We start from the raw sequence: 22,868 nt of genomic DNA on the forward strand, positions 1-22,868 counted from the left end.
GCGCGGTTGGCGGGGCATCGGGCTGCCACCAGGGCAGCAGGGCTGTGGTGAGTGCGGCCAGGACGAGGCCGAGAGTGAGACTCAGCCTGGTGCGTGTGCGCACGAATGGGCTGAGGAAACGAGGCGGCGCGGGCACGGCGGTCTACTCCCGTGTGGACCAGGCGGACAGGACAGCACAGGCAGCCCCCGACGGCAGGCCGCGGGACACAAGGCGCGCACACGATCACACGATCAACATGATCCGTCTACATGTAAGAGTGTTGTAAACATGTTATGTGGAGTTGGCGAGCGCCTGATGTTCGGTCACCAGCGTTGTATCTGCGGCTTTTGATCACCTGTTATGGCATGGATGAAGGGAATCCCGCCGCTTAACCTGAGAGATCATCTGATCCGCTGATCTGTGCGGTTATATCGCGTGAGGCAACTCACGAGAGCGGCGGTCCGCGCCCCTGCCCCGATCTTGAAGCATGTGGCGCTCATGACAGAGAGTGCGCACGCACGCGCCTGATGCAGACGCGTGCTCTTTGGTGTTTCCGCACCTCCGTTGTCTTGTTCGTCTGGGTGGGAGTCGACGCGCATGCGTGCTTCAGGTCCACTGTCATGGCTGGGGCGGGGACGCCTGGCCATGACAGAGTCACAACGACGGCGCCGTCGGCGAAGCCGCACGGCGACCGTCCTTTTGTTGTCATCGATATTGACGGTGACGAGTCTGGGCTCGCAGGCCCTGGCGGTGCCCGGCGACGGGATGTCCCGTGAGGAGACGACCTCTGAGGTCGACCTCCCCGACATTCCGCCGAGCACCACGCTCGCCGACAACGCGCAGGCTCCGAAGACGCTGAGCACGGCGCCGGAGAACCCGATCACGGCCTACGCACCGGTCGCCACGGACCCCTGGGCGGCGGATGCCGGCCAGGCGGACCCGTCGACGGCCACGCCGGGCACCACGGTCCAGGTCAAGAACACGACCACCCAGGCGCTCCTGCCGGTCGGTGTCGGTGTGCCAGTGGGTCAGGACCCGGCGACCATCGCCGGTGACTGGCAGGTCGCCGTCAAGGCGACGACCACGTCCGAGGACACCGGCGTGCCCGGCATGATCATGGAGATCGTGCCGCCGGTGACGGCGGACCCGACGGCGCGGGTGGTCGTCGACGTCGACACGACCGCCTTCGAGGACCGCTACGGTCAGCTTGCCGCCGAGCGCTTCGGTCTCGTCCTGCTGCCCAGCTGCGTCATCGACTCCCCGGAGACCGGCGACTGTGCGCCGGACACGGGCATCCAGACCATGTCGGTCGGGGACGAGCCGGACGTCGAGGTCGAGCGGCTGCGCAGCACCGTCAAGGAGGTGCCGGCGGCCAAGACCAAGCTGAAGGCGACGTCCGGCAAGACCAAGAACGCCGCGACCCGCCAGATCCTCTCCGGCACGGTTCCGGTCGCGAACCTGCTGCCGGACGAGGACGCCCCGTCGACGGCCTCGGGCGCCTCCGCGCGCAAGGCCGCCTTCTCGTCGAACGTGGGCGCCTCGGGCCGCCAGGTCGTCGGCGCGATGGACACCGGCTCCTCGGCGTCCGGTGACTTCACCGCCTCGCCGCTGCTGTCCTCCGGCTCCTGGGCGGCGGGTTCGTCGAACGGTGCCTTCACCTACTCGTACCAGGTGCAGGTCCCGGAGACCGCCGGCGGTCTGATGCCGAAGGTCGCCCTGTCGTACAACTCGCAGACGGTCGACGGCCGCACCTCGGCGTCGAACAACCAGGCCTCCTGGATCGGCGACGGCTGGGACTACAACGCGGGCTCGATCACCCGGTCGTACAACAACTGCCGTCAGGACTCCAAGCGGGCCGGGGCGAACAACACCGACCACAAGACCGCCGACCTGTGCTGGGGCTCGGAGAACGCCACCCTCTCACTGGGCGGCATGACCACCGAGCTGGTCTGGGACAAGGACAAGGGCCCGCTCGGCACCGACGGGAAGCCCGTCGGTCAGTGGTTCACCGCCAACGGTGACGGCTCGAAGATCGAGCGGCTCAAGGACACGTCCAAGGACCCGCGTTCGGGCGTACTGAAGGACGCGGACGGCGAGTACTGGGTCGTCACGACCAGGGACGGCACCCGCTACCACTTCGGTCTGAACAAGCTCCCGGGCTGGTCGGACAACGGCACCGCCGCCGACGACCCGTACACCGACTCCGTCCTCTCGGTGCCGGTGTACGGCAACCACTCGGGGGAGCCCTGCTACGCGGGCGCGGGGACCACCAACTGGAAGAGCTCCTCCTGCCTCCAGGCCTGGCGGTGGAACCTCGACTACGTCGAGGACATCCACGGCAACGCCATGTCCCTCTTCTGGGAGCGCGAGGAGAACTACTACGCGAAGAACTTCTACTTCAAGGGCCCGGTCAAGTACCACCGCGGCGGCTACCTGTCGCACATCTACTACGGCCAGCGCAAGGAATCGATCTTCTCCGCGACGGCCCCGGCCCGCGTCGGCTTCACCGTCGCCGAGCGCTGCTACCCCGAGGCCGGTCTGACCTGCTCGGAAGCGGAGTTCACGGACAAGGACCCGGGCAAGTACCGCATCTGGTACGACACCCCGGCCGACCTGAACTGCAAGGCCGTCACCTCGACGTACACCCGCAAGTGCTGGAACGCCGGCCCGACGTTCTGGACCCGCAAGCGCCTGGACAAGATCACCACCTCGGCGCAGCGTCGTACCGACACCACCGCGCGCCAGGTCGTCGACGAGTACCAGCTCAAGCAGAGCTTCCCGGTCCTGAAGACCGGCGCCAACACCGCGCTCTGGCTGGAGTCGATCCAGCGCACCGGCTACGCCCGCAAGGGTTCCACCGACGCCTCGGTGAAGCTGAACGCGGTGCGGTTCGAGTCGAACTCCGACGACATGCCCAACCGCGTTTACCGCGGCAGCGCCGCGACGGATCCGCGACCCGGCTTCTCGCGTCTGCGCATCGCGCGTGTCGTCAACGAGTACGGCGGCGAGACGATCGTCACCTACAAGCCCCGCGAGACCGCGTGCCAGGACAGCACGAACCTGCCGGGCAAGACCGAGACCGCCGCGCTGAAGTCCAACACCCGTCTCTGCTACCCGGTGTTCTGGCACCCGGACGCCGAGATCGAGGACATCGACTGGTTCAACAAGTACGTCGTCGACACGATCGAGGAGCTGCCGAACGTCGACGGCTCGTACTCGACGCTGACCGGGTACGACTACAAGAACGCCGGCTGGAAGCTGGCCGAGGCCGAGTTCACGAAGAAGTCCACCCGGACCTACTCGCAGTTCGCCGGCTTCGAGCAGACCACGGTCACCACGGGCGAGCGCAAGGCCACGGCCGACAGTGGTGAGGGCACCAGCCCCGCCGAGGAGATCCCCGGCGTCGACGGCCCGAAGACCAAGGCCGTCACCCGCTTCTACCGCGGCATGGGCGACACCGTCCCCATGAAGGACGTCCACGGCAACACGATCACGTACAACGGCCAGCCCGTGTACGACCGTGACGCCTTCGCCGGCCGCATCGCCGAGGAGCTCTCCTACTCCAACGCGACGGACGCGGACACCAACTGGCTGACCCGCAGCATCACCATCCCCGAGGCGACCGAGCTCGCCAGCCGCGACCTCGGCGACGGGCTCAAGCCGCTGAAGGCGTGGCGGGTCACGGAGCCTGAGGAGATCGCGTACACGAAGTCCTCGGGTGCGGGTGACGACACGCGCACGCTGCGGACGGTCGAGACCAACACGACCTACGAGTCGACGTACGGTCTGCCGACCCTGGTGGAGAGCCTCGGTGACACCGGTAAGACCGGTGACGAGTCCTGCACCAAGCTCGGGTACCTGCACCGCACGGACAAGAACCTGACCGGTCTGTCGAAGCAGGTCCTGGTCTCGCCGACGACGTGCGCGAACGCCAACTGGACGAACCTGTCCACCCTCAGCGGGGCTCAGCGTACGGCCTACGACGGTCAGGCGTTCGACGCGAACCAGACGTCGCTCATCGCCACCACCCGTGGCCTGGCCACCGAGTCGTGGTCGCTGAACGGCACCGGCACCGACTTCCAGACCAACGGCACCACCGGCTTCGACTCGATCGGCCGGGTGATCCGGACGACCGACCCGGAGCAGCTGACCATGCTGACGCCGAAGTCCTCCACGATCAGCTACGAGCCCATCGGGCCGGCCACGGGCCAGGTCTTCAAGGTCACCACGACCAACGAGCTCGGCCACAGCCAGATCCAGGAGCTGGAGCCGGGACGCGCCACCACGGTCAAGACCACGGACCCCAACGGGAACGTCAGCGAGGCGCTGTTCGACCCGCTGGGCCGTCTCGCCGAGGCCTGGGCCGCGGGCCGCACCCCGGCCGCGGGCGCCGTGCCGGACTTCAAGGCCGAGTACACGATCCCGCAGGAGGAGCCCGACCCGAACGACCCCAACGGCGGCAAGGTCCGCAAGCCTCCGTACGTCACCACGTACGCGCGTGGTTACGAGGACCGGGTCGAGAAGTCCGTCACGATCTACGACGGTCTGGGCCGGGAGCGCCAGTCCCAAGAGCAGGCGGACGGCGGCGGCCGTCTGATCACCGACACGCTGTACAACCGCGCCGGTGAGATCTACCAGACCAACAACGCCTACCTGAACCAGGACGCCCCGAGCGGCGACCTGTTCACCCCGCAGGCGGACACCACCGTCCCGAACATCACCCGTTTCAAGTACGACGGTCTCGGCCGCGTGCTCGAGGAGATGCCGGTCCTCAAGGTCAAGCTCACGGGCACGACCGAGGCCATCTCGCAGGAGGTCCCGGAGAAGGCCGTCCGCTACGAGTACGGCCCGGACTGGTCGAAGGTCATCCAGCCGCAGGGCGACTCGGCCTACCGCGTCTGGACCGACGCGACCGGCCGCACCGTCCGCACGGACACCTTCAACCCGGCGGCCCCCGGCGGCTTCACGTCGACGCGCTACGAGTACGACACGCAGGGCCAGCCCGTGAAGGCGACCGCCTCGGCGGACCCGACGCACCCGTGGACCTGGACGTACGACCAGCGCGGCCGCCTGGAGACCACCACCGACCCGGACAGGGGCACGACCCGGATCGAGTACGACTCCCTCGACCGTCCGCTGACCACGACCAACGCCCGTGGCGTCAAGGTCTGGAACGGCTACGACGAGTTGTCGCGGCCGATCCAGACGCGTGAGAACAGCGCCACCGGCAAGGTCCTGACCGACCTCACCTACGACATCGCTCCGGGCGGCAAGGGCATGCCCGCCACCGCCACCCGCTACACGGACGCGCTGGCGTACACGCAGAAGGTCAACGGCTACACGAAGGACTACCAGCCGACCTCGACCACCCTGTCCCTGCCGCAGTCCATCGTCGACACGTGGGGCTTCGCCAAGGACTACACGTACGACTACGTGTACTCCGACAACGGCATGCTGAACGAGACCACCCTTCCCGCGGTGGGCAAGTTCGCCAGTGAGAAGCTGATAGTCCGCTACAACAAGGACGGCAAGCCGCTCTCGATCTCCGGCAAGGACTGGTACGGCTCCGAGACCGTCTACTCGCCTTACGGCCAGGTGCTCCGTTCCACCCTCGGCGCGATGCCGTACCGGGTGTGGACGCAGAACACGTACGACGAGAGCAGCGGTGAGCTCCAGGAGCAGTCGGTCCACCGCGAGAAGGGCGGCCCCAACGACACGACCGCCGACAGGACCCTCGTCGGGGGCAACCTGGTCTCGAACCGGGCCTACACCTACGACCCGGCCGGCAACGTCACCACGATCCAGGAGAAGTCCGTCGGGATCGAGGAGCGTCAGTGCTTCAGCTACGACCCGATGGGTCAGCTGAAGTCCGCCTGGACCAACAAGGAACCGGCGACGCAGGGCTGCACCACGCCGAAGAACACCGACGGCACGCTCAACGCCGTCTCCGGCACCGACGGCTCCGGCTACTGGCAGGAGTACGAGTACGACCTGCTCGGCAACCGCACCAAGCTCACCGAGAAGGACCTCTCCGGCGACACCGCCAAGGACGCCGTCAGCACCTACGCCTACGGCAAGGCCGACGGCAGCCAGCCGCACACGCTGACCAAGGTGTCGAAGACCTACACGACCCCCGCGGGTCAGCAGGTCAAGGCCGAGGCCACGCGTCTGTACGAGCTGACCGGTGAGACCAGGTCGATCACCTCGGTCGAGAACGGTGACAAGCAGGAACTGACCTGGACCTACGACGGTCAGGTGGACCGGATCACCGGCCAGGGCACCGGTGGCAAGACCCCGTACGTGGGTCTCGGCCAGAAGTGCCTCGACCTGAAGTCCGGGGTCGCGTCCGCCGGCCAGGCGATCCAGCTGTACGCCTGCAACGGCACGGTGGCGCAGAGCTGGCAGTTCGAGCCGGTTCCCGGCTCGACGCAGACCCCGCAGACGGACCCGAACCTGGGCACCCTGAAGGTCTACGGCAACTGGTGCCTCCAGCCGGCCGCCAACACGGCGGGCTCCACGCTCCAGCTGCAGAAGTGCAACGGGACCAGCGCCCAGCACCTGAAGCGCAACGCTTCCGGCCAGCTGATCCACCCCGCCTCCGGAAACCTGTGCCTCGCGGTGCAGGGCGCGGCGAACGCGAACTCGACGCCGATCGTGCTCGCCACCTGCGACGCCGCTTCCACGGCCCAGCAGTGGCTGCCGCAGAACGACACCCGTCACATCTACGGCCCCGAGGGCAGCCGCCTGCTGACCATCCAGGGCAAGCAGGCGACGCTGAACCTGGGCGAGGCGCAGGTCACCGTCCAGCAGGGCGGCGTCCTGGTCCGCAGCGAGCGCACCTACTCGGCGCCCGACGGCGCGATCCTGCGTTACGCCAACGGCACGGGCTCCGAGACGCTCACCGCGCTCGCCACGGATCACCAGGGCAGCGTGTACGCGGAGGTCGCCCTCTACACCGGCATGCCGGTGCGGGTGCGCAAGCAGGACCCCTTCGGCAACCAGCGTGGTGCCGACAAGGCAGGGCAGAACATCCAGACCGGCAAGGGGTTCCTGGGCCAGACGCGGAACGACTCCTCCGGCTTCCAGCCGCTGGGTGCCCGTCTCTACGACCCGGTGGTCGGACGCTTCCTGTCCGTCGACCCTGAGCTCGACCTGAACGACCCCCTGCAGGCCAACGGGTACGCGTACGCGCAGAACAACCCGGTCACGTACTCCGACCCGAGCGGTCTCGCGATCACCCTGACCGCCTCCGAGCGGTCCGCGGCCCTCAAGGGCGCGGGACTGTCCCCGGCGATGATCGCCCAGGCGCAGGCCACCATGGGCAAGTCGCTTACGTCGGTGATCATCGGGGCGGCCTGGGGCATCCTGAGCGACTTCATCGGCCTCAGCGATGCCATGGCCTGCTTCGGCGGTGACATGTGGTCCTGCGGCAGCATGATCATCGGGGCCATCCCGTGGACCAAGCTGGGCAAGATCCCGTCCGTTCTGAAGGCCGTCGACCGCACGATCGACGCGATCCAGGCGTTCAAGAAGGCGAAGAAGCTCGCCGAGCAGGTCCTCGCGAAGGCCAAGGCCGCCGAGGCGGCAGCCTTGAAGGCCAAGAAGGCCGCCATCGAGAAGGCCAAGAAGGAGGCCGCGCAACGGGCCAAGAAGAAGGCCGCCGAAGCAGCCAAGAGAAAGGCCGACGCGGCAGCCGCGGCGAAGCGCAAGACGGGTAACCACACCCAGAAGCAGGCACAGGCCAAGGCGGCGCCCAAGCCCTCCTCCATGCCGCAGCGCAAGCCCGTCGCCAGCGGTGGCAAGAGCTCCGGCGGCGGAGGCGGCGGCAAGTCCGGCGGCTCCTCCCGCAGCAACGGTGGCTCCAGCGGCGGCGGCGGCTCCGGCAAGGCCGACAATGATGGTGGCGACTCCGACGGGGAAACCTTCTACCGGACGATGAGCGAGGAGCACTACCAGATCCTGGAGGACGGTGGCGGTCTGTCGGCGACCGGGGAGACGTTCACCTCCCCGACGCAGGGGTTCTCGGACAGCTACACCGGTGTCACCGTCAAGTTCACGGTGAAGCCGGGCACCACGGCGGCCCTCGCGGCGATCGGGGTGCGGGACGCTTCCAATCTGGTTCGGATGAAGTACCCGAACATGCCCTGGATCAAGAACGTGGAGAATTGGCGCGAGAACCACGCCTTCTTCAAGAAGGAGGGCAAGCGCCACATCAACATCGGCCTGGGCGGTGGTAAGGCGCTCAAGCTCTTCAACGAGAACATCACGGCATGGGAGGTGGTCAGGCGATGACCCCTGAGGAGCAGGAACTGGTCATGGGCCTGGCGGTCGGATTGGGTGACGGTCCGACGCGCACGCTCGACGAGGTGCTCGCCCACTTCGGCGAGTCCGACGGTGGGGCCCTGGCGCTCCGGCTGCTCCGGGACGCCATGGAGCGCCAGGACGCCGACGACGTCGAGATGGCGTTGATCGTCCATGGCGCCGCCGACGCCTCGGTCGAGGAGTTCCTGGAACCGTTGATCGAGCTGTTCCCCGCCGAATGGCACAGGGAGCACGAGGACATCGTGTCCATGCTGGGCGAGCTCCACTCGCCCAAGACGGTGCCGACGCTGGTCTTGGCGACTCGCTGGGTTCCCGAGCACCTGGACTTCGACGAGAACCGGGCGCTCGCGGTGAAGGCGATCTGGGCTCTCGGCGCCATTCCCAGCGCGGAGGCCCGGGAGGCCCTCGAGGGCTTGCGCGACGACGAGAACGAGGTCATCCGCGAGAACGCGGTGAAGCAGCTCGAACGCCGCGGCGAGCTCTGACCGCGGAGTTCGTAGCACCTCATCCGGGACGCCCGGCCGAGTTTCCTCGGCCGGGCGTTCCGCCGTTTCCGGAGGCTGTCGAGCGGCGGGCGTCACCCGCGCGCCTCACCGCCCCCGCCCCTCCGCCTCCAGCCGCAACCCCTCCTCCATCACCGCCCGCGCGATCGGCCGCGTCGCCGCCCCCGCTGATGTCCGTGCGGTTCGCGTCCGCGTCCTCCACGACCACCGCGACCGCGACCGCCGGCTGGGCCGAGTCCGGGGCCTGGGCCCAGGCGATGAACCAGGCGTCGGGGTGCCCGTGTTGCCCAGGCCGTGCTGGGCGGTGCCCGTCTTGCCGCCGACGCGGGAGCCGGGGATGGCCGCGTTGGTGCCGGTGCTGTCTTCGACCGCCGGGCCGCGGCCGCCGAGGCGTAGCCGGTCACCGGTGCGTACAACGGCCCCTTCGTGTACGTGCGTTCCCAGCGCAGCTACTGTCCGCTGTCCCGGGAGCCGGTGACCGGACGGCCGTCCACCACGATCTCGCCGCGCGGCTGGCCCCAGCGCGTGATGGCGATCCGGCGGTTGGCCGGACTGTCGTCCAGCTCGTCCGCCTCCAGGACCATCACCCGCGCCGCGTCGACGAGCAGCGCGATGAGCAGGACGAGGCAGAGCGCGGCGGCCCGCCGGATGTACCGGATCATGTCGGGCCTCTCATCTCGCGTCCTCCACGATCGGGGCGATGACCCCGGTGTCGGCCATGTCCGGGCGCGGGGCGCGGGCGAGGAGAGCGTGCTGGGTGCCGGCCCGTGGCCGCGGATCCTCTTCATGGGGCCCTCGTCGCCGCTGCGACCGTTGCCGCCGGGGTCTGGGCCCGGGAGACGGGCCCGCCCCTGGCAGCCCATGATGTTCTTGATCTTCGGCGTGACGCAGCTCGGCGTGGCACTCGGTTCCCGGGCCCGCCCGGGAAGCCTGGCCAACCCGTTCCTACTCGTTGCCGTCGGCGCCGCGCTGAGCCTCCAAGTGGCCGGTGTCTATCTGCCTGCCCTGCGGGCCCTTCTGGGTACGGAGCCGCTTCCGCTCACCGATCCGGCGATCGCCGCCGCGGCTTCCATCTGGATGAAGCGTCCGTGCCAGGTGTGGCACCAGACCGCGCCGGTACGGGTGTTGACCAAAAGCATGCCGACGGTGTCGTCGCCCCGCAGGGCGTGCAGGGTGTAGTGGCCGGGGAACGATTCGGGGTCAGCCGCGTGCAGGTCGGGACGGTGCTCCCGCAGCCACCGGTCGGCGATCCGCACCGCTTGGCGGGGCTCGACCGTCGTGGCTCCGGTCTGGTTGCGGGCGGGCATCTTGACGATCTTGAGACTCGTGGATGGTCACAAGAGACCGCCGTCGTTCCTGCCTCCGCCGTCCGCCCTCCGCGGTTCGAGGAAGGAGAGCTCCTCGGCTACCTCTCCGCCGAGTACGTGGGGCGCGTGGAGGCTGTACGCGCCGTGCTCGACGTGTATCCGCTGCCGGCGGTGTCCTCGTCGAGCCTGTCGACGAGGATCATCGCGACGTCGTCCGTCAAGCGGCCTCCGGTATGGCGGATCAACGCCTGGTGCAGTTCCTCCAGGAACTCCCGCGGGGTGGTGCTCGCCCGTATCCCCTCCATGGTCTCCGGCAGGGGGAAGAAGTCGTTGCTGCGATTGCGGGCTTCGATCACACCGTCGGTGTACAGGAGCAGACGGTCGCCGCGTACGAACGGAAAGCTCTCGGCCTTGGCGGTAAGCCCGTCCACGAGGTCTTCCAGACCCAGCGGAGGCAGTGGCGTGTCGGGCATCAGGGCCTGAACGCTGCCCCGGTGCAGCACCAGCGGAGGCGGATGGCCACGGTTGACCACGAGCACTACCTGTTCGTCCGGCACCTGGGCCATGAGGACGGTGATGAATCCCTCCGTCAGGACTTCCTGGGAGTACGCACCGGGCACGGCCGCCTCCCGTCGCATCGAGGCCTCGCAGCAGTGCATGACCTCCGTCAGCTCGTCCTCGTAGTGCACGGACACCCGGAACGCGCCCAGGGTCACCGCGACCGCGCGCATGGCAGTCAGCCCCTTGCCCCTCACGTCCCCCACGATCAGCCGGACGCCATACGGGGTCTGCACGGCCTCGTACAGATCACCGCCAACCAGCGCGCCTGTCCCCGCGGCGAGGCTCAGGCTGGCGGCCCGCACCGGGCCCAGTCGCTCGGGGACGGGCCGCAGGACGACCTCCTGGGCCGCCACAGCGATCCGGCGGACCTGGTCGAGCTCGCACTGTCTGCGGGTACGCATGGCGTTGCTCAGGATGACACTGGCCACGGACACCACGAACAGCCCCAGGAAGTTCCCGATGATCAGCTGGGTCAGTGTCCCCCACGAGTGGTTGTAGGTCGCGGAGGCCGCGTTCACACCCGCAGCAAGGACTGCCGTGGACAGCGTGCCCATCGGCCCCATCGTCAGCGCGGCCAGCGCCGGCGTCGTGGTGAGCACGGGGCCGGTGGCCAGATAGTGCGCGGGCGAGAACTCGATGCCCAGCACGGCCAGCACGATCGCGAAGGGCACACACTGCCCCAGCCTGAACGGAACTCCGCCGTGACCGCCCGCTCCTGGTCGAGTGGACGCTCCAGGCCGCAGAGAGGGGCGGAGGCGGGAGCCCATAGGTACAGCCTGCCTCGCCGGAAGGGAGCATTCCACCCCTCGGCCCTTGCCGGGCTCCCGGCTCAGCGGACCGGGAGAACGGTGAACGTGTCCGCGCATGCAGTGGCCCCGACCGAGGGGCAGGAGAGCGGTCGGCGGCGCGCTTGCTCCGGTTTCAGGCTTGGCGGCACTGTTCCGAAGTCTCCGGGGTGATCCCAGGAGCCTGTTGACCCCTGTGCGCGCCAGACGGCCCTCGCCGACGGCAAGGGCGAACTGCACGGGCTTCGCCCCTGCCGCTGTTCCCGGGAACGGATCGGATACGAACAGCCCGGCCCCCATGTCGCCGCCGGACCGAGCCGAGGCATGCCAAACACGACGGCTCGTGGGCACTCACCAGGGCCGCGGACAAGTCGAAGGCGTACCGATATCGTCACTCCACGTGACCTGCTTCCGTGGCGGAACGCGGCCGTGCGAGGCCGCCAGTCTCCCGAGGGGGCAGGCCCGGAGGGGCGGGAGTTTGACGACAGGGCTCGCCAGCCCTATCGGGTGGCGGCGAGGTGGGCGTCCACGGAGACGACGCCGTCGACACCCTGGCAGAGACCCACGACCACTGGGACGAGACGCGGTTCCGGAACGTGGCCTCGCAGGGTGACGACCCCGTCGTGGACCTCGACCGCGACGGTGCCTTCGTCCAGGCCGAGGATGCGTCCCAGGACGTCCTGCTCGACCTCGCTGCGGATCTCGACGTCAGAGCGGATGAAGGCGTCGAGCAGGTCGCTGCGGCTGACGATGCCGGTGAGGAGCCCGTCGTCGCCGACCACTGGCAGTTGCTTGACGTGCCGCCTGCGGAGTTCCCGCGCGGCCCGGGGGATCGTCCAGTCGGCGCGGGCGGTGAAGACGGGGCTGCTCATGAGCGCGCCCGCGGTCCGGGCCCGGGCCTTGCCCCAGGCGCGCTCGTCGTTCCCGTGCCGCCCCTGCGGATCGGGCATGCCGGTCTCGTGCCGCAGCACGTCGGACGCGGACACGACGCCGATGGGGGCGCCGTCGTCGTCAACGACCGGGGCCGCGACGATGTCGTTCGCGTCCAGCAGGGTGGCGACCTCATGGATCGGTGTGTCGGGGCGGAGGGTGACGACCTCCTCGGTCATCACGTCGTCGACCGTGCGGCGGTGCAGCATGGCATCGGCCTCCTCCGCTTTGCGACGGGGGCAGCCGCCGTCGGACCGCCCGGGCGGACGATGCGGCGCGTCAGCCTCCGCGGCCCTGCCATGCTCGTCCACGCCGTCTTCCCTCCCCATGACAGCACCGCGCCGCTCAGGCGGCCAGTGGTGTTCGGCCTGGCGGGGAGGGCCGGCGGTCCCACGGCCGGTACCGGCCGTGGGACCGCCGTGCACGAGCCGGTCGAGGACCGGCATATCGCTGACGAGCACCGCGCGGACCGTCCGCCTTCACTCCGTCGGGGTCGGCCAGGTCACCGGTCGGCCGAGCAGTTGCTCGACAGGAGCGCCGCGCATGCCTTCGGAGGCGGTGTTGACGCGCAGGACGCGCAGGTCCGAGTCCACCACCACAAGACCCACCGGTGACTGGGTGAACAGAGCGTCCAGGATCGCCGGCCCCCCTCGTCAGCTTCTGTGCCGCGACGACGGGCTGCCCAGACGCCCCAGGCCACCGATCCGTCCGGGCGCAGCACCGGCCCCACGCACAGGCCCATGACTACCGCCCCGCCGGACACCCGAGGAGCGCCGCGCCGCCCGCACCTCACGGACTCTCCCGGCGTGAGGTGGTCCTTCGACCAAGATCGCGGCAGGCGGGAACAGCCTCAGTTCCCGTCCTGACCCCGAGCCCCGGACACGGGTCTGCCGTCCCGAAGATGTCGGGCTGCCGAGTTCGCCGCGGCTCGGGAGACCGGTTCGATGTGGGCGAAGGCGCTGCGGGCGTTCCAGGTGGGGAAAGCCCGCACGAGCCACGAGGGGCCGTGGAGTTGGATGTGGCGGTCGCGGGTGGCTTCGGCCCAGGTTTGCCGGCCGGCGTGCCATTTGACGAAGGCTTCGGCTTCCGCCGTGATGTAGAGGTCCTCGTCGATGCCGGGGTACGTCTTGCAGATCTCGGTGTCTCCGCGCTCGATCAGCAGCCAGTACCGCTCGGGGCGCCGGCGGCCGGTGAAGTCGAACCGGATGACGATGCGCCGATCCGGGAGCCGGTCTCGGTGGAGCATGTTGCACATCGACCACAGTGCCACGAAGGGGTCGAGGTGCTCGGGGGCGATCTCGAGCCAGGTCGCACCCCACTCGCCGAGCGACACGCAGACCTTGAACAGGTCGTGACCAGCGGGCGTGAGCTCGTAGTGGCTTCCCCGTCCGTCGGGCTTGGGTGCCGACCTGACGATACCGAGCCGTTCGAGCTGCTTGAGCCGCTGCGAGAGCAGGGTGCGGGAGAGCCCGGGGGCGCCCTCCAGGATCTCACTGAAGCTTCCGCAGCCCAGGTGCAGGTTGCGGATGATCAGCGGCGTCCAGCGTTCGGCGAAGATCTCGGCGCCGCGGGCGATGGGGCAGTACTGGCCATACGTCCGCACGACACCAGTGTCCCATCCCGCCCTCCGGCCCTGAGGTCCAGATTCCTGACTTCACGACGGTGGCCCCCGGTGGTGCGATGGACATCGAGACACGAGGAGGTGACGAACACGACCACCGAGCGCGTCGGCCGCACCCGAGCGAGGAGGCGATCGCCATGGAGATCGACGGGTTCCGGGGTCAGCTGATCACCGCTGGCCACACCGAATACGACACCGCCCGAGCGGTATGGAACGGCGCCGTCGACCGGCGCCCCCGGCTGATCGCGCGATGCAGCGGGACCGCCGACGTGGCCGCGGCCGTGCGCTTCGCCCGAGACCACGACCTGGAGATCGCCGTACGGGGCGGGGGCCACAACGTGGCCGGCACCGCGGTGTGCGACGAGGGCGTCGTCATCGACCTCTCGTCGATGCGGGCTGTGTGGGTCGACCCCGCCGGCCGCACGGCGCGGGTCCAGGGTGGTGCTCTATGGGGCGACGTCGACCACGAGTCGCAGGTCCACGGTCTGGCCACCACCGGCGGCATCGTGAGCCACACCGGCGTCGCCGGGCTGACCCTCGGCGGCGGCATCGGCTTCCTCATGCGCACGTACGGGCTCACCGTCGACAACCTGCTGGCCGCCGAGGTGGTCACCGCCGACGGCAGTGTTCTGCGAGCGTCCGCCGACGACCACCCCGATCTGTTCTGGGCGCTGCGCGGCGGTGGCGGCAACTTCGGCGTCGTCACCTCGTTCCGGTTCGCGCTGCACCCCGTCGGCCCGGCCGTCATGGCCGGACCGGTCTTCTGGGCGGCCGACGACACCACCGACGTGCTGCGCTTCTACCGGGACTTCGCCGCCGAAGCACCCGACGAGCTCGGCACCGTCGTCAGGCTCGGCACCGTCCCTCCACTGCCGGTCGTCCCCGAGGACCTGCACTGGCGGCCCGCCCTCGCCGTCGTCTGCTGCTATGCCGGTGCCGTCCAGGACGGCGAGCGTGCCGTGCGGGCCCTCCGGCGGTTCAGGACGCCACTCCTGGACCTGGTCGCACCGAAGCCCTACGTCGCCCACCAGTGCAGCACCGACGACACCGTCCCCCACGGGTGGCACTACTACTGGAAGTCCACGGACCTCACCGGCCTCTGCGACGACGCCATCGCCGTCATCGCCGATCACGCCTACCGCGCCGGCTCACCCCGTTCGTACGCGGTGATGTTCCACATGGGTGGCACCGTCGCCCGGGTCCCCCACGACAGCACCGCCTACGCCGGTCGCGACGTGGCCCACAACATCAACATCGACGCCGTGTGGCGTCCTGACGAGTCCGGCGAGCAGGCCGCAGCCGAGACCGCGTGGGCCCGGCGGTTCCTGCACGCCCTCCGCCCGCACCGTGTCGGCAGCGTCTATGTCAACTTCCTCGATTCCGACGACGGCACCGACCGCGTTCGAGAGGCGTACGGCGATCGCACCTACCGGCGCCTGGCCGAGGTCAAGGCCAAGTACGACCCCGACAACGCCTTCCACCACAACAAGAACGTCCACCCCGGTTGAGAGCTCGCAAACGATCACGGGCGGGCCCCTTCTCGTGGCTCTCCGGCAGATGAGGCCCGGGCCCGCGACGTCGCGCGGTCCCTTTCCGGCGCCCGCGCGGATGCCCCCACGACGCGGACGCCGCCCGCTCCTATCCTGGTGAGAGGTGTCCGGCTCGCCCTGGGCGAGAACATCCTCGGCGGACCGACGTTCTATCCGCTCGACGGTGACGTGCTGCGTGCCTACCGCGAACTGATCGCCGACTCCCCGGAGGAGTTCAACCCCGTGCTGGTCATCGGCCTCGGCCCGCCGCTGCCCTTCCTGCCGGAACGCTGGCACGGCCGACCGCTGTGCGGGGTGATCACATGCTTCAGCGGCCCCGGGGACGAGGACGACCGGGTCCTGGCCCGGCTCCGTCGGCTCGGCCCCGTCCTCGGACAGCACGTCGGGCGCATGCCGTACCCGGTGATCAACACACTGTTCGACGAACTGCTGCCCGCGGGCCTGTTCCACTACTGGAAGGGCTGTTTCGCCACGGATCTGCCCGATGGGGCGATCGACACCTACGTCGAGTACGGTGCGGACACGCCCAGCCTCGAGAGCGCGACGGTCGTGTTCCCCATCGACGGCGCCTGCCACCGGGTGGGCCCCGAGGAGACCGCGTTCGCCTACCGCGACGCCCACTTCTCCACCGCCCTGAGCTCCACACTGCCGACGCGCACGGCGCTGGAGGCAGAGATCGGCTGGGTGCGTGCCTTCGCCGCGGCGCTCGAGCCCCACTCGCTGGGCGGCGGCTATGTGAACTTCATGGACGCCGACGACCAACACCGGGTTCGGGCCAACCACCGGCAGAACCACGACCGTCTGGTGGCGCTCAAGCGCCGCGTCGATCCCGGCAACCTGTTCCGGCTGAACCACAACATCGCACCCTGAGCGGCCGACCGGAGTGCGGCATCAGTCCCCGATGGAATACAGGTAGCCCGAGCGGCGGACCGTCTGGTGGGCCCCCTCGACGAGACGCCTCACCACAAGGGTCTTCTCCTCCTCTCGCAGTCCTTCGAGTTCGACGACAGGGCGCTCCGGCCGGGGCGTGTCGAACAACGTCGGGCCGTACGGCGGGACCCCCGCCGCAGGCTGCTCTCCGGCGCTCGCGCGCACAACGCGGGGAACGGGTCCTCCGCATCGTCACCTAACTCCTCGACGACAGCCTGCGCGCGGTTCAGCCTCCGCATTCCGAGACCCATGCCGGTCCTCCTCCTTCGTTTCAGGGTGCCGGAGGAATCGGGTGCATCGCACCGGGTCCCCGTGCACGCTCACCACGGCGGTGAGGCAGTGGGTTTCCCCGTGGCCGGGCGGGCCGCCGCCGGGCCGGCCAGGCGGTGACCGAAGGCCGGTCGGCCCTCGTCGCTGCCCCCGGTAGCCTCTGGGAGCCGTGCCGCCCGGGCCTGAGGCTGTTCACCAGCATCGGTGACGAGGAGGCACAGCCATGATCGAGTCGCAGCCGCCGCAGGTGCACGCGCTGCTCACCGACGGGTCGACCGTGCGGATACGGCGGGCAGGTCCGGACGACCGGGACGAGATCCTGCGCCTGTACGAGGCGATGTCGCCCGAGAACCTGCGGCTGCGCTTCTTCTCGACGAGCCGGCGTTCGGCCGGGGCGGCCGCCGACCGCGTGTCCGAGCAGGACCGGCCCGGCTATCGGGCGCTGGTTGCCGAAAGCGCCGACCGGATCGTGGGGCTCGCCGAGTACGAGGCGGTCCGGGGCACTGCGACTGCCGAGATCGCGCTGGCGGTCGCCGACGGACACCACCACCAGGGGCTGGGGACTCTGCTGCTGGAACACCTCGTCGACGCCGCGCGTGGGGCGGGCATCACCACGTTCACCGCCGACGTGCTCTCCGACAACAGCGCGGCGCTCAAGGTCTTCACCGACCTGGGGCTTCGTGCCAGCCGGCGGTGCGAGGGGCCCGAGTACCACTGCACCGTCGAACTCATCCGGAACGAGGAGTACTTGGCGGCCTGCGACGAGCGTGGCCGCACCGCCGACGCCGCGAGCCTGCGGCCGCTGCTGCGGCCCCGTTCCGTCGCCGTGGTCGGCGCGGGTACGAAGCCCGGTTCCGTGGGACGGGCGGTCCTGAGGAACCTCCGCCGAGCCGGTTTCGCCGGACCGCTGCACGCGGTCAACCCACACGCCCAGGCCGTCGAGCGGACACCCTCCTACCCGTCGGTGACGGCCCTGCCCCAGCCGCCCGAGCTCGCCGTGGTCGCGGTTCCCGCGGGTGCCGTGCCCGAGGTGGCCGAGGAGTGCGGGAAGACCGGGGTGCGGGCACTGGTGGTGCTGACCTCCGGTCTGGACGCCGGGCAGGCCGCGGCGCTGCTGGCCACCGTACGCCGGTACGGGATGCGTCTGGTCGGCCCGAACTGCCTGGGCATCTCGAACACGGAGGAACGCGTGCGCCTGGACGCCGCCTTCGCCGCGCACCGCCCGCTCCCGGGCACCGCCGGAGTGGCCGTCCAGTCCGGCGGCGTCGGCATCGCTCTGCTCGGCGGACTCTCCAGGCTCGGCATCGGGGTGTCCAGTTTCGTGTCTCTGGGCGACAAGTACGACGTCAGCGGCAACGACCTGCTCCAGTGGTGGGAGGGCGACGGCACGACCGACCTGGCCCTGCTGCACCTGGAGTCGTTCGGCAATCCGCGCGCCTTCTCCCGTACCGCCCGCCGTGTCGCCCGGCGGATGCCCGTCCTCACCGTGGATGCGGGCCGCTCCGACGCCGGGCGCCGGGCCGCCGCCTCCCACACCGCCGCGGCCGCCACGCCGACGATGACCCGCCAGGCGCTGTTCACCCAGGCCGGAGTCACTGCCACGCGCAGCATCGGTGAACTGCTCGACACCGCAGCCCTGCTGCACTCCCAGCCCCTGCCGGCCGGGACCAGGGTGGCAGTGGTGTCCAACGCGGGCGGCGCCGGCGTACTGGCCGCCGACGCCTGCACCGAGGCGGGGCTGAGCGTGCCCGAGCTGCCCGCCGAACTGGTCACCGACGTACTGGAGCTTCTGCCCGACGGTGCCAGCGCCGCCAACCCGATCGACACGACCGCCGCCGTCGGGGAGGCGCCACTGCGCGCCTGTGTGGCACGGCTCGCGGCCCATGGAGGTGTCGACGCCGTCCTGGTGGTGCTGGCCCCCACCGCGATCTCCGCGGCGACCGGAGACGATCCCGTCCTGGCGCTCACCCACGCCGCCCCGGCCGGCCGATCGAGTACGGTCGCCGCGGTCCTCCTCGACCAGGCCGAGTCCGTCCGCCTGCTGCACACCAGGGGCGGCGGCGCCCTGCCCGCATACGCCGACCCGCAGGCCGCCGCCCGCGCCCTGGCCCACGCGGCGGCCCGAACCCGCTGGCTCGCCCGGTCTCCGGGCAGGGTCACCGAACTCCCCGACGTGCACACCCCCGAAGCCGAGGCCCTTGTCGCCAGGTGCCTGGAGACCGGCCCCGGAGGCGGTTGGCAGGATCCCCGTACCACCGCGGACCTGCTGGACCACTACGGCATCCCGCAACTGCCCTGGGCGTGGGCCGAGGACGAGGAAGCCGCCGTCATCGCAGCCCAACGGCTCGCCGGTCCCGACGGACGCGTGGTGATGAAGGCGTATTGGCCGGGACTGCTGCACAAGACCGAACACGGCGCAGTCCACCTGGACTTGCAGAACACCTCGCAGGTCAGGGCTGCCCACCGCGATCTCGTCACCCGCTTCGGCGAGTTGATGACCGGCGTGGTCGTCCAGCCCCTCGCCGACCGTGGCGTCGAGCTGGTCGCCGGAGCCGTCCAGGACGAGGTCTTCGGCCCACTGGTGCTGTTCGGCCTCGGCGGAACGGCGACCGAGCTCCTCGCCGACCACGCCGCCCGCCTCGCCCCACTGAGCGACCAGGACGTACGGGAAATGATCACCTCGCCGCGTTGCGCGCCGCTGCTCTTCGGCTACCGAGGCTGCGGCCCCGTCGACATCAAGGGGCTGGAGCAGCTCCTGCTGAGGCTGTCCCGCATGGCCTGCGATCTGCCGCAGCTGGCGGAGATCGATCTGAATCCCGTCGTCGCCCGGCCTGGCGGCGTCACCGCCCTCGACGTCCGCGTCCGACTGCTGCCACGGCGGGCCCGCGACCCGTACCTGCGCCGGCTGCGCTGAGTGCTCGGTCCGTCAGGCGGGGCAGAGTGTGGAAGGGCGGCGGTGGAAGGCGCCGGCGAGAAGCCCGTCGTGTTGACCTGACGAGCCGGATCGAGGGAGCGGTCGGGGTGGTCGACATGCTGACCCACAGCCTCGACGACTCGCATCCGCAAGCCCGCCGAGCAGTCCCCGCACGGTGTCGCCGGAGGCCGGCTGCGCAAGCCGTAGGGAAGCGGGGGCGGTCCCGCGGGCCCGTACGAGCACGATCGGCCGGGCAGACGGGCCGAGTCGCCGGGCCCGCGGAACCGGCCCAGGACGGAGGGTTTCCCCACGCTTCGCGTGGGGGCGCGCTCCGTCCATGGCTGCTCATGGCGCCGACGTCTGCGTGCTCGCTGCACGCGGGCCGGACAGGACGGCGTCCTCGGCGGGTGCACGCCGCGGGCTGTTGCCGTCGGCCACGGGCGGCCCGGGCGCAGCCGTGGTACCGCTCCGGGGAGCGCCCCGGCACGCGGGCAGGCACTCGCGGGCCAGGGCGCCGATGCGCCGTTACCGCCGTGCTTCCGGCACTCGCGGGCCCCTCGGGCCCTCTGCGGGGACCTGTGGCCCCTCCTGCTCCGTGCCGGCGCCCGCCACTGTGGCGGCATCACGTCGTTCTCGGACTCGGAGGTCCCCAGATGCCCCGCACCGTAACCGTCGGACTCGACGGCTCGCGAGAGAGCATGGCGGCCGTGGGCTGGGCCGCGCGGGAGGCGCTCGCGCGCGGTCTGCCGCTGCGCATCGTCCATGTCTGGGACTTGGCGCCGGACGTGCACACGCCGCTCACCGGTCCGGACACACGGCGCCACTGGGCCGAGCGCACACCGCGCAAGGCCGCCGAGTGGGTGGGCAGGCGCCATCCGGGGCTCGAGGTGGAGACGGTGCAGAAGTGCGGGGAGCCTGCCAAGGCCCTCTGCGAGGCCGCCGAAGAGGCCGATCCGCTGGTCCTCGGATCCCGGGGGCTCGGCGCTGTCACCGGCTTCGTCGTCGGGTCGGTGTCCTTGGCCGTCGTCGCCCGTACTCCTCGCCCCGTCGTGCTGGTGCGGAGCCGGGATCAGCAGGCGCCGGGCACCGAGCCCCCGGCGGACAGCGGTGACGTCGTGCTCGGAGTGGACATCTCCCATCCGTGTGACGAGCTGTTGGAGTTCGCCTTCGCCCATGCCCATCGGCACGGGGCCGGGTTGCGCGTGGTGCACAGCTGGAACTTCCCCTTGGCCTGGGGTCCGGATGCGGCAGCGGCAGCCGCTCTGATCGAGGGCGAGGTGGAGGCGGCGAAGGCGGACGCCCTGGCCGCGGTGCTCCTCCCGTGGCGGCACAAGTTCCCCGAGGTGCAGGTCACCGAGGAGTGCCGCCTGGGCCGTCCCGCCTCCGACCTGCTGGCCGCAGCGCGCGATGCCCGCCTCGTCGTGGTCGGACGCCGCAACCGCACGTCCTCGATCGGTGCGCACACCGGGCCCGTGACGCATTCCGTCCTGCACCACTGCGCCGCTCCGGTCGCCGTGGTCCCGCACGACTGACGGCATGGCGGACCGGCGCCGCTGCCCGCCTCCCCGGGCAGCGGCGCCGCGCGTGACGTCGCGTCACCGGCGGACACGGACGGCAGGCCGATGCGGGGCGGCATCACACGGCGCCCTCAGGCCCCCGGCCACCGGGCCCACGGACTGAGGCGCCGGACCGCCGTCGGGCGGCGCAGGGCCGAAGGTCCCGTCCGGCCCGGCGAACGGGCCAGGGACGACGGGTCCCGTACGGCCTCTGCGTGGGGACCGTCGCCGTCCCGTTCCGCACCGCCCGGGTGACACGGTCGGGGCATGGCCGAGCCACGCGTCCCGCGGACGCGGCGAGACCTCACCCGTCGCCCTGAGCGCAGTCCCGACCTCCACCGTGCCGAGGAGCACCATGTCCTTCCATGTCGATTCCGAGACCGGTCGGCTCAAGCAGGTGATCCTGCACCGGCCCGACCTGGAGCTGAAGCGTCTGACCCCGACGAACAAGGACACGCTGCTCTTCGACGACGTTCTCTGGGTCAAGCGGGCCCGGATGGAGCACGACGCCTTCGCCGACACCCTGCGGGAGCGCGGTGTCCGCGTGCATCTCCTCTCCGACCTGCTCACCGAGACGCTGGCCCGGCCCGCCGCCCGCGCCCTCGTCGAGGACCGTGTCTTCGACGAGCGGGAGTTCGGGCCGCTCGCGACCGACCGTATGCGCGCGTTCTTCGACTCCCTGGAACCCGCCGAACTGGCCGTGTGCCTCATCGGCGGCGTCACGCAAGGGGAGTTGCTCGGGCGCATGGGCGCCGTGCCGAGCGTACGGCTGCACGCCATGGGCCCCGACGATTTCGTACTGGCCCCCTTGCCCAACCACCTGTTCACGCGCGACACCTCGTGCTGGGTGTACGACGGCGTGAGTGTCAACCCGATGAAGAAGCGGGCGCGACGCCGCGAGACCGTTCACTTCGAAGCGATCTACCGGCACCACCCCCTCTTCGAGAAAGGGGAGTTCCAGCGGTGGACGGACGGGGAGGCGGCCTACCCGTCCACCGTCGAGGGCGGCGACGTCCTGGTCATCGGCAACGGGGCGGTGCTCATCGGAATGAGCGAGCGCACCACCCCGCAGGCCGTGGAGAGCCTGGCCCTGCGCATGTTCGCCGCGGGCTCCGCGCGGCGTGTGGTGGCGCTGGACCTGCCCAAGAGCCGCAGCTTCATGCACCTGGACACGGTGATGACCATGCTCAGTGGCGACACCTTCACCCGTTACGCGGGGCTGGGCATGCTGCCGTCCTCGACGATCGAGCCCGGCCCCGGCGGCCAGGGCCTGAAGATCACCGATCATGTGCCCGAGGAGATGGACCGAGCCATCGCCGACGCCCTCGGCCTCGACTCCGTCCAGGTGCTCACGCCCAGCCAGGACGTCCGCTCCGCGGAACGGGAGCAGTGGGACGACGGCTGCAACGTACTGGCCGTGGAGCCCGGTGTCGTCGTGGCGTACGAGCGCAACGTGACGACCAACACCCATCTCCGCAAGAGCGGTATCGAGGTGATCACCATCCGGGGCAGCGAACTCGGCCGGGGGCGTGGCGGCCCGCGCTGCATGAGCTGTCCGATCGAGCGCGAACGGGTCTGACGCACAGTCGACCGACCTCCGTACGACCCCCTTACCCGTCGAGAACCAAGGAGCCGAGCC

At 70.3% G+C, this 22,868-nt stretch carries 13 protein-coding genes and 2 pseudogenes; 8 read left to right on the top strand and 7 right to left on the bottom strand.

Annotated elements, in window-relative coordinates:
• Positions 1 to 745: 745 nt before the first annotated feature.
• Positions 746 to 8,272 (top strand): ricin-type beta-trefoil lectin domain protein, encoded by a 7,527-nt coding sequence (locus FEF34_RS26730; protein ID WP_234043194.1) that lies wholly within the window; start codon positions 746 to 748, stop codon positions 8,270 to 8,272.
• Entirely contained in the window at positions 8,269 to 8,787 is a 519-nt protein-coding gene (locus FEF34_RS26735) for a HEAT repeat domain-containing protein (RefSeq protein WP_171053101.1), read from the top strand. Before FEF34_RS26730 ends, FEF34_RS26735 begins: the two co-directional genes overlap by 4 nt.
• Positions 8,788 to 8,892: 105 nt before the next feature.
• Here the strand turns inward: FEF34_RS26735 and FEF34_RS44320 are convergent.
• Positions 8,893 to 9,174, bottom strand: a pseudogene (locus FEF34_RS44320) (penicillin-binding transpeptidase domain-containing protein); the annotation flags it as partial.
• A gap of 17 nt (positions 9,175 to 9,191) precedes the next feature.
• Positions 9,192 to 9,467 (bottom strand): annotated as a pseudogene (locus FEF34_RS43205) (penicillin-binding protein 2); the annotation flags it as partial.
• Positions 9,468 to 9,669: 202 nt separating this feature from the next.
• Between FEF34_RS43205 and FEF34_RS26745 the strand changes: the two are divergent.
• Positions 9,670 to 9,984 carry a cation transporting ATPase C-terminal domain-containing protein gene (locus tag FEF34_RS26745; protein WP_234043206.1) on the top strand — a complete coding sequence of 105 codons (315 nt, stop codon included), beginning with the start codon at positions 9,670 to 9,672 and terminating at the stop codon, positions 9,982 to 9,984.
• 226 nt (positions 9,985 to 10,210) lie between these two features.
• Here FEF34_RS26745 and FEF34_RS26750 read toward each other — a convergent pair whose 3' ends face one another.
• The 4 genes from FEF34_RS26750 to FEF34_RS26765 form a co-directional block, all read right to left on the bottom strand.
• A complete protein-coding gene (locus FEF34_RS26750; protein ID WP_234042569.1) occupies positions 10,211 to 11,344 on the bottom strand; it encodes a PP2C family protein-serine/threonine phosphatase in 1,134 nt (377 codons plus the stop codon).
• A 614-nt stretch (positions 11,345 to 11,958) separates the two neighbouring features.
• Complete coding sequence (locus tag FEF34_RS26755; protein WP_138055426.1) at positions 11,959 to 12,597, bottom strand: CBS domain-containing protein; 639 nt, start codon at positions 12,595 to 12,597, stop codon at positions 11,959 to 11,961.
• 270 nt (positions 12,598 to 12,867) lie between these two features.
• Positions 12,868 to 13,026: a PAS domain-containing protein gene (locus FEF34_RS26760; protein WP_138055427.1), complete on the bottom strand. Its 159-nt coding sequence runs from the start codon at positions 13,024 to 13,026 to the stop codon at positions 12,868 to 12,870.
• Positions 13,027 to 13,238: 212 nt separating this feature from the next.
• Positions 13,239 to 13,991: a winged helix-turn-helix transcriptional regulator gene (locus FEF34_RS26765; protein ID WP_138055428.1), complete on the bottom strand. Its 753-nt coding sequence runs from the start codon at positions 13,989 to 13,991 to the stop codon at positions 13,239 to 13,241.
• 77 nt (positions 13,992 to 14,068) lie between these two features.
• Between FEF34_RS26765 and FEF34_RS26770 the strand changes: the two genes are divergently transcribed.
• On the top strand, positions 14,069 to 15,517 hold the full coding sequence (locus FEF34_RS26770; protein ID WP_234042571.1) for an FAD-binding oxidoreductase: 1,449 nt from the start codon (positions 14,069 to 14,071) through the stop codon (positions 15,515 to 15,517).
• Positions 15,518 to 15,655: 138 nt separating this feature from the next.
• Entirely contained in the window at positions 15,656 to 16,429 is a 774-nt protein-coding gene (locus tag FEF34_RS26775) for a BBE domain-containing protein (protein ID WP_325063648.1), read from the top strand.
• Positions 16,430 to 16,450: 21 nt separating this feature from the next.
• Here FEF34_RS26775 and FEF34_RS41490 read toward each other — a convergent pair whose 3' ends face one another.
• Complete coding sequence (locus FEF34_RS41490; protein WP_171053102.1) at positions 16,451 to 16,597, bottom strand: hypothetical protein; 147 nt, start codon at positions 16,595 to 16,597, stop codon at positions 16,451 to 16,453.
• A gap of 385 nt (positions 16,598 to 16,982) precedes the next feature.
• Between FEF34_RS41490 and FEF34_RS26780 the strand changes: the two genes are divergently transcribed.
• The 3 genes from FEF34_RS26780 to FEF34_RS26790 all read left to right on the top strand — a co-directional run bounded on the left by FEF34_RS26780 (position 16,983) and on the right by FEF34_RS26790 (position 22,808).
• Positions 16,983 to 19,673, top strand: a complete 2,691-nt coding sequence (locus FEF34_RS26780) for a bifunctional acetate--CoA ligase family protein/GNAT family N-acetyltransferase (RefSeq protein ID WP_138055429.1) — start codon at positions 16,983 to 16,985, stop codon at positions 19,671 to 19,673.
• Positions 19,674 to 20,326: 653 nt separating this feature from the next.
• Positions 20,327 to 21,205, top strand: a complete 879-nt coding sequence (locus tag FEF34_RS26785) for a universal stress protein (RefSeq protein WP_138055430.1) — start codon at positions 20,327 to 20,329, stop codon at positions 21,203 to 21,205.
• A 379-nt stretch (positions 21,206 to 21,584) separates the two neighbouring features.
• The gene (locus FEF34_RS26790; protein WP_138055431.1) at positions 21,585 to 22,808 is read left to right on the top strand and encodes an arginine deiminase; all 1,224 of its coding nucleotides are present in this window, start codon (positions 21,585 to 21,587) and stop codon (positions 22,806 to 22,808) included.
• Positions 22,809 to 22,868 lie beyond the last annotated feature (60 nt).

It is taken from the genome of Streptomyces marianii, assembly GCF_005795905.1.
Classification (GTDB): Bacteria; Actinomycetota; Actinomycetes; order Streptomycetales; family Streptomycetaceae; genus Streptomyces; species Streptomyces marianii.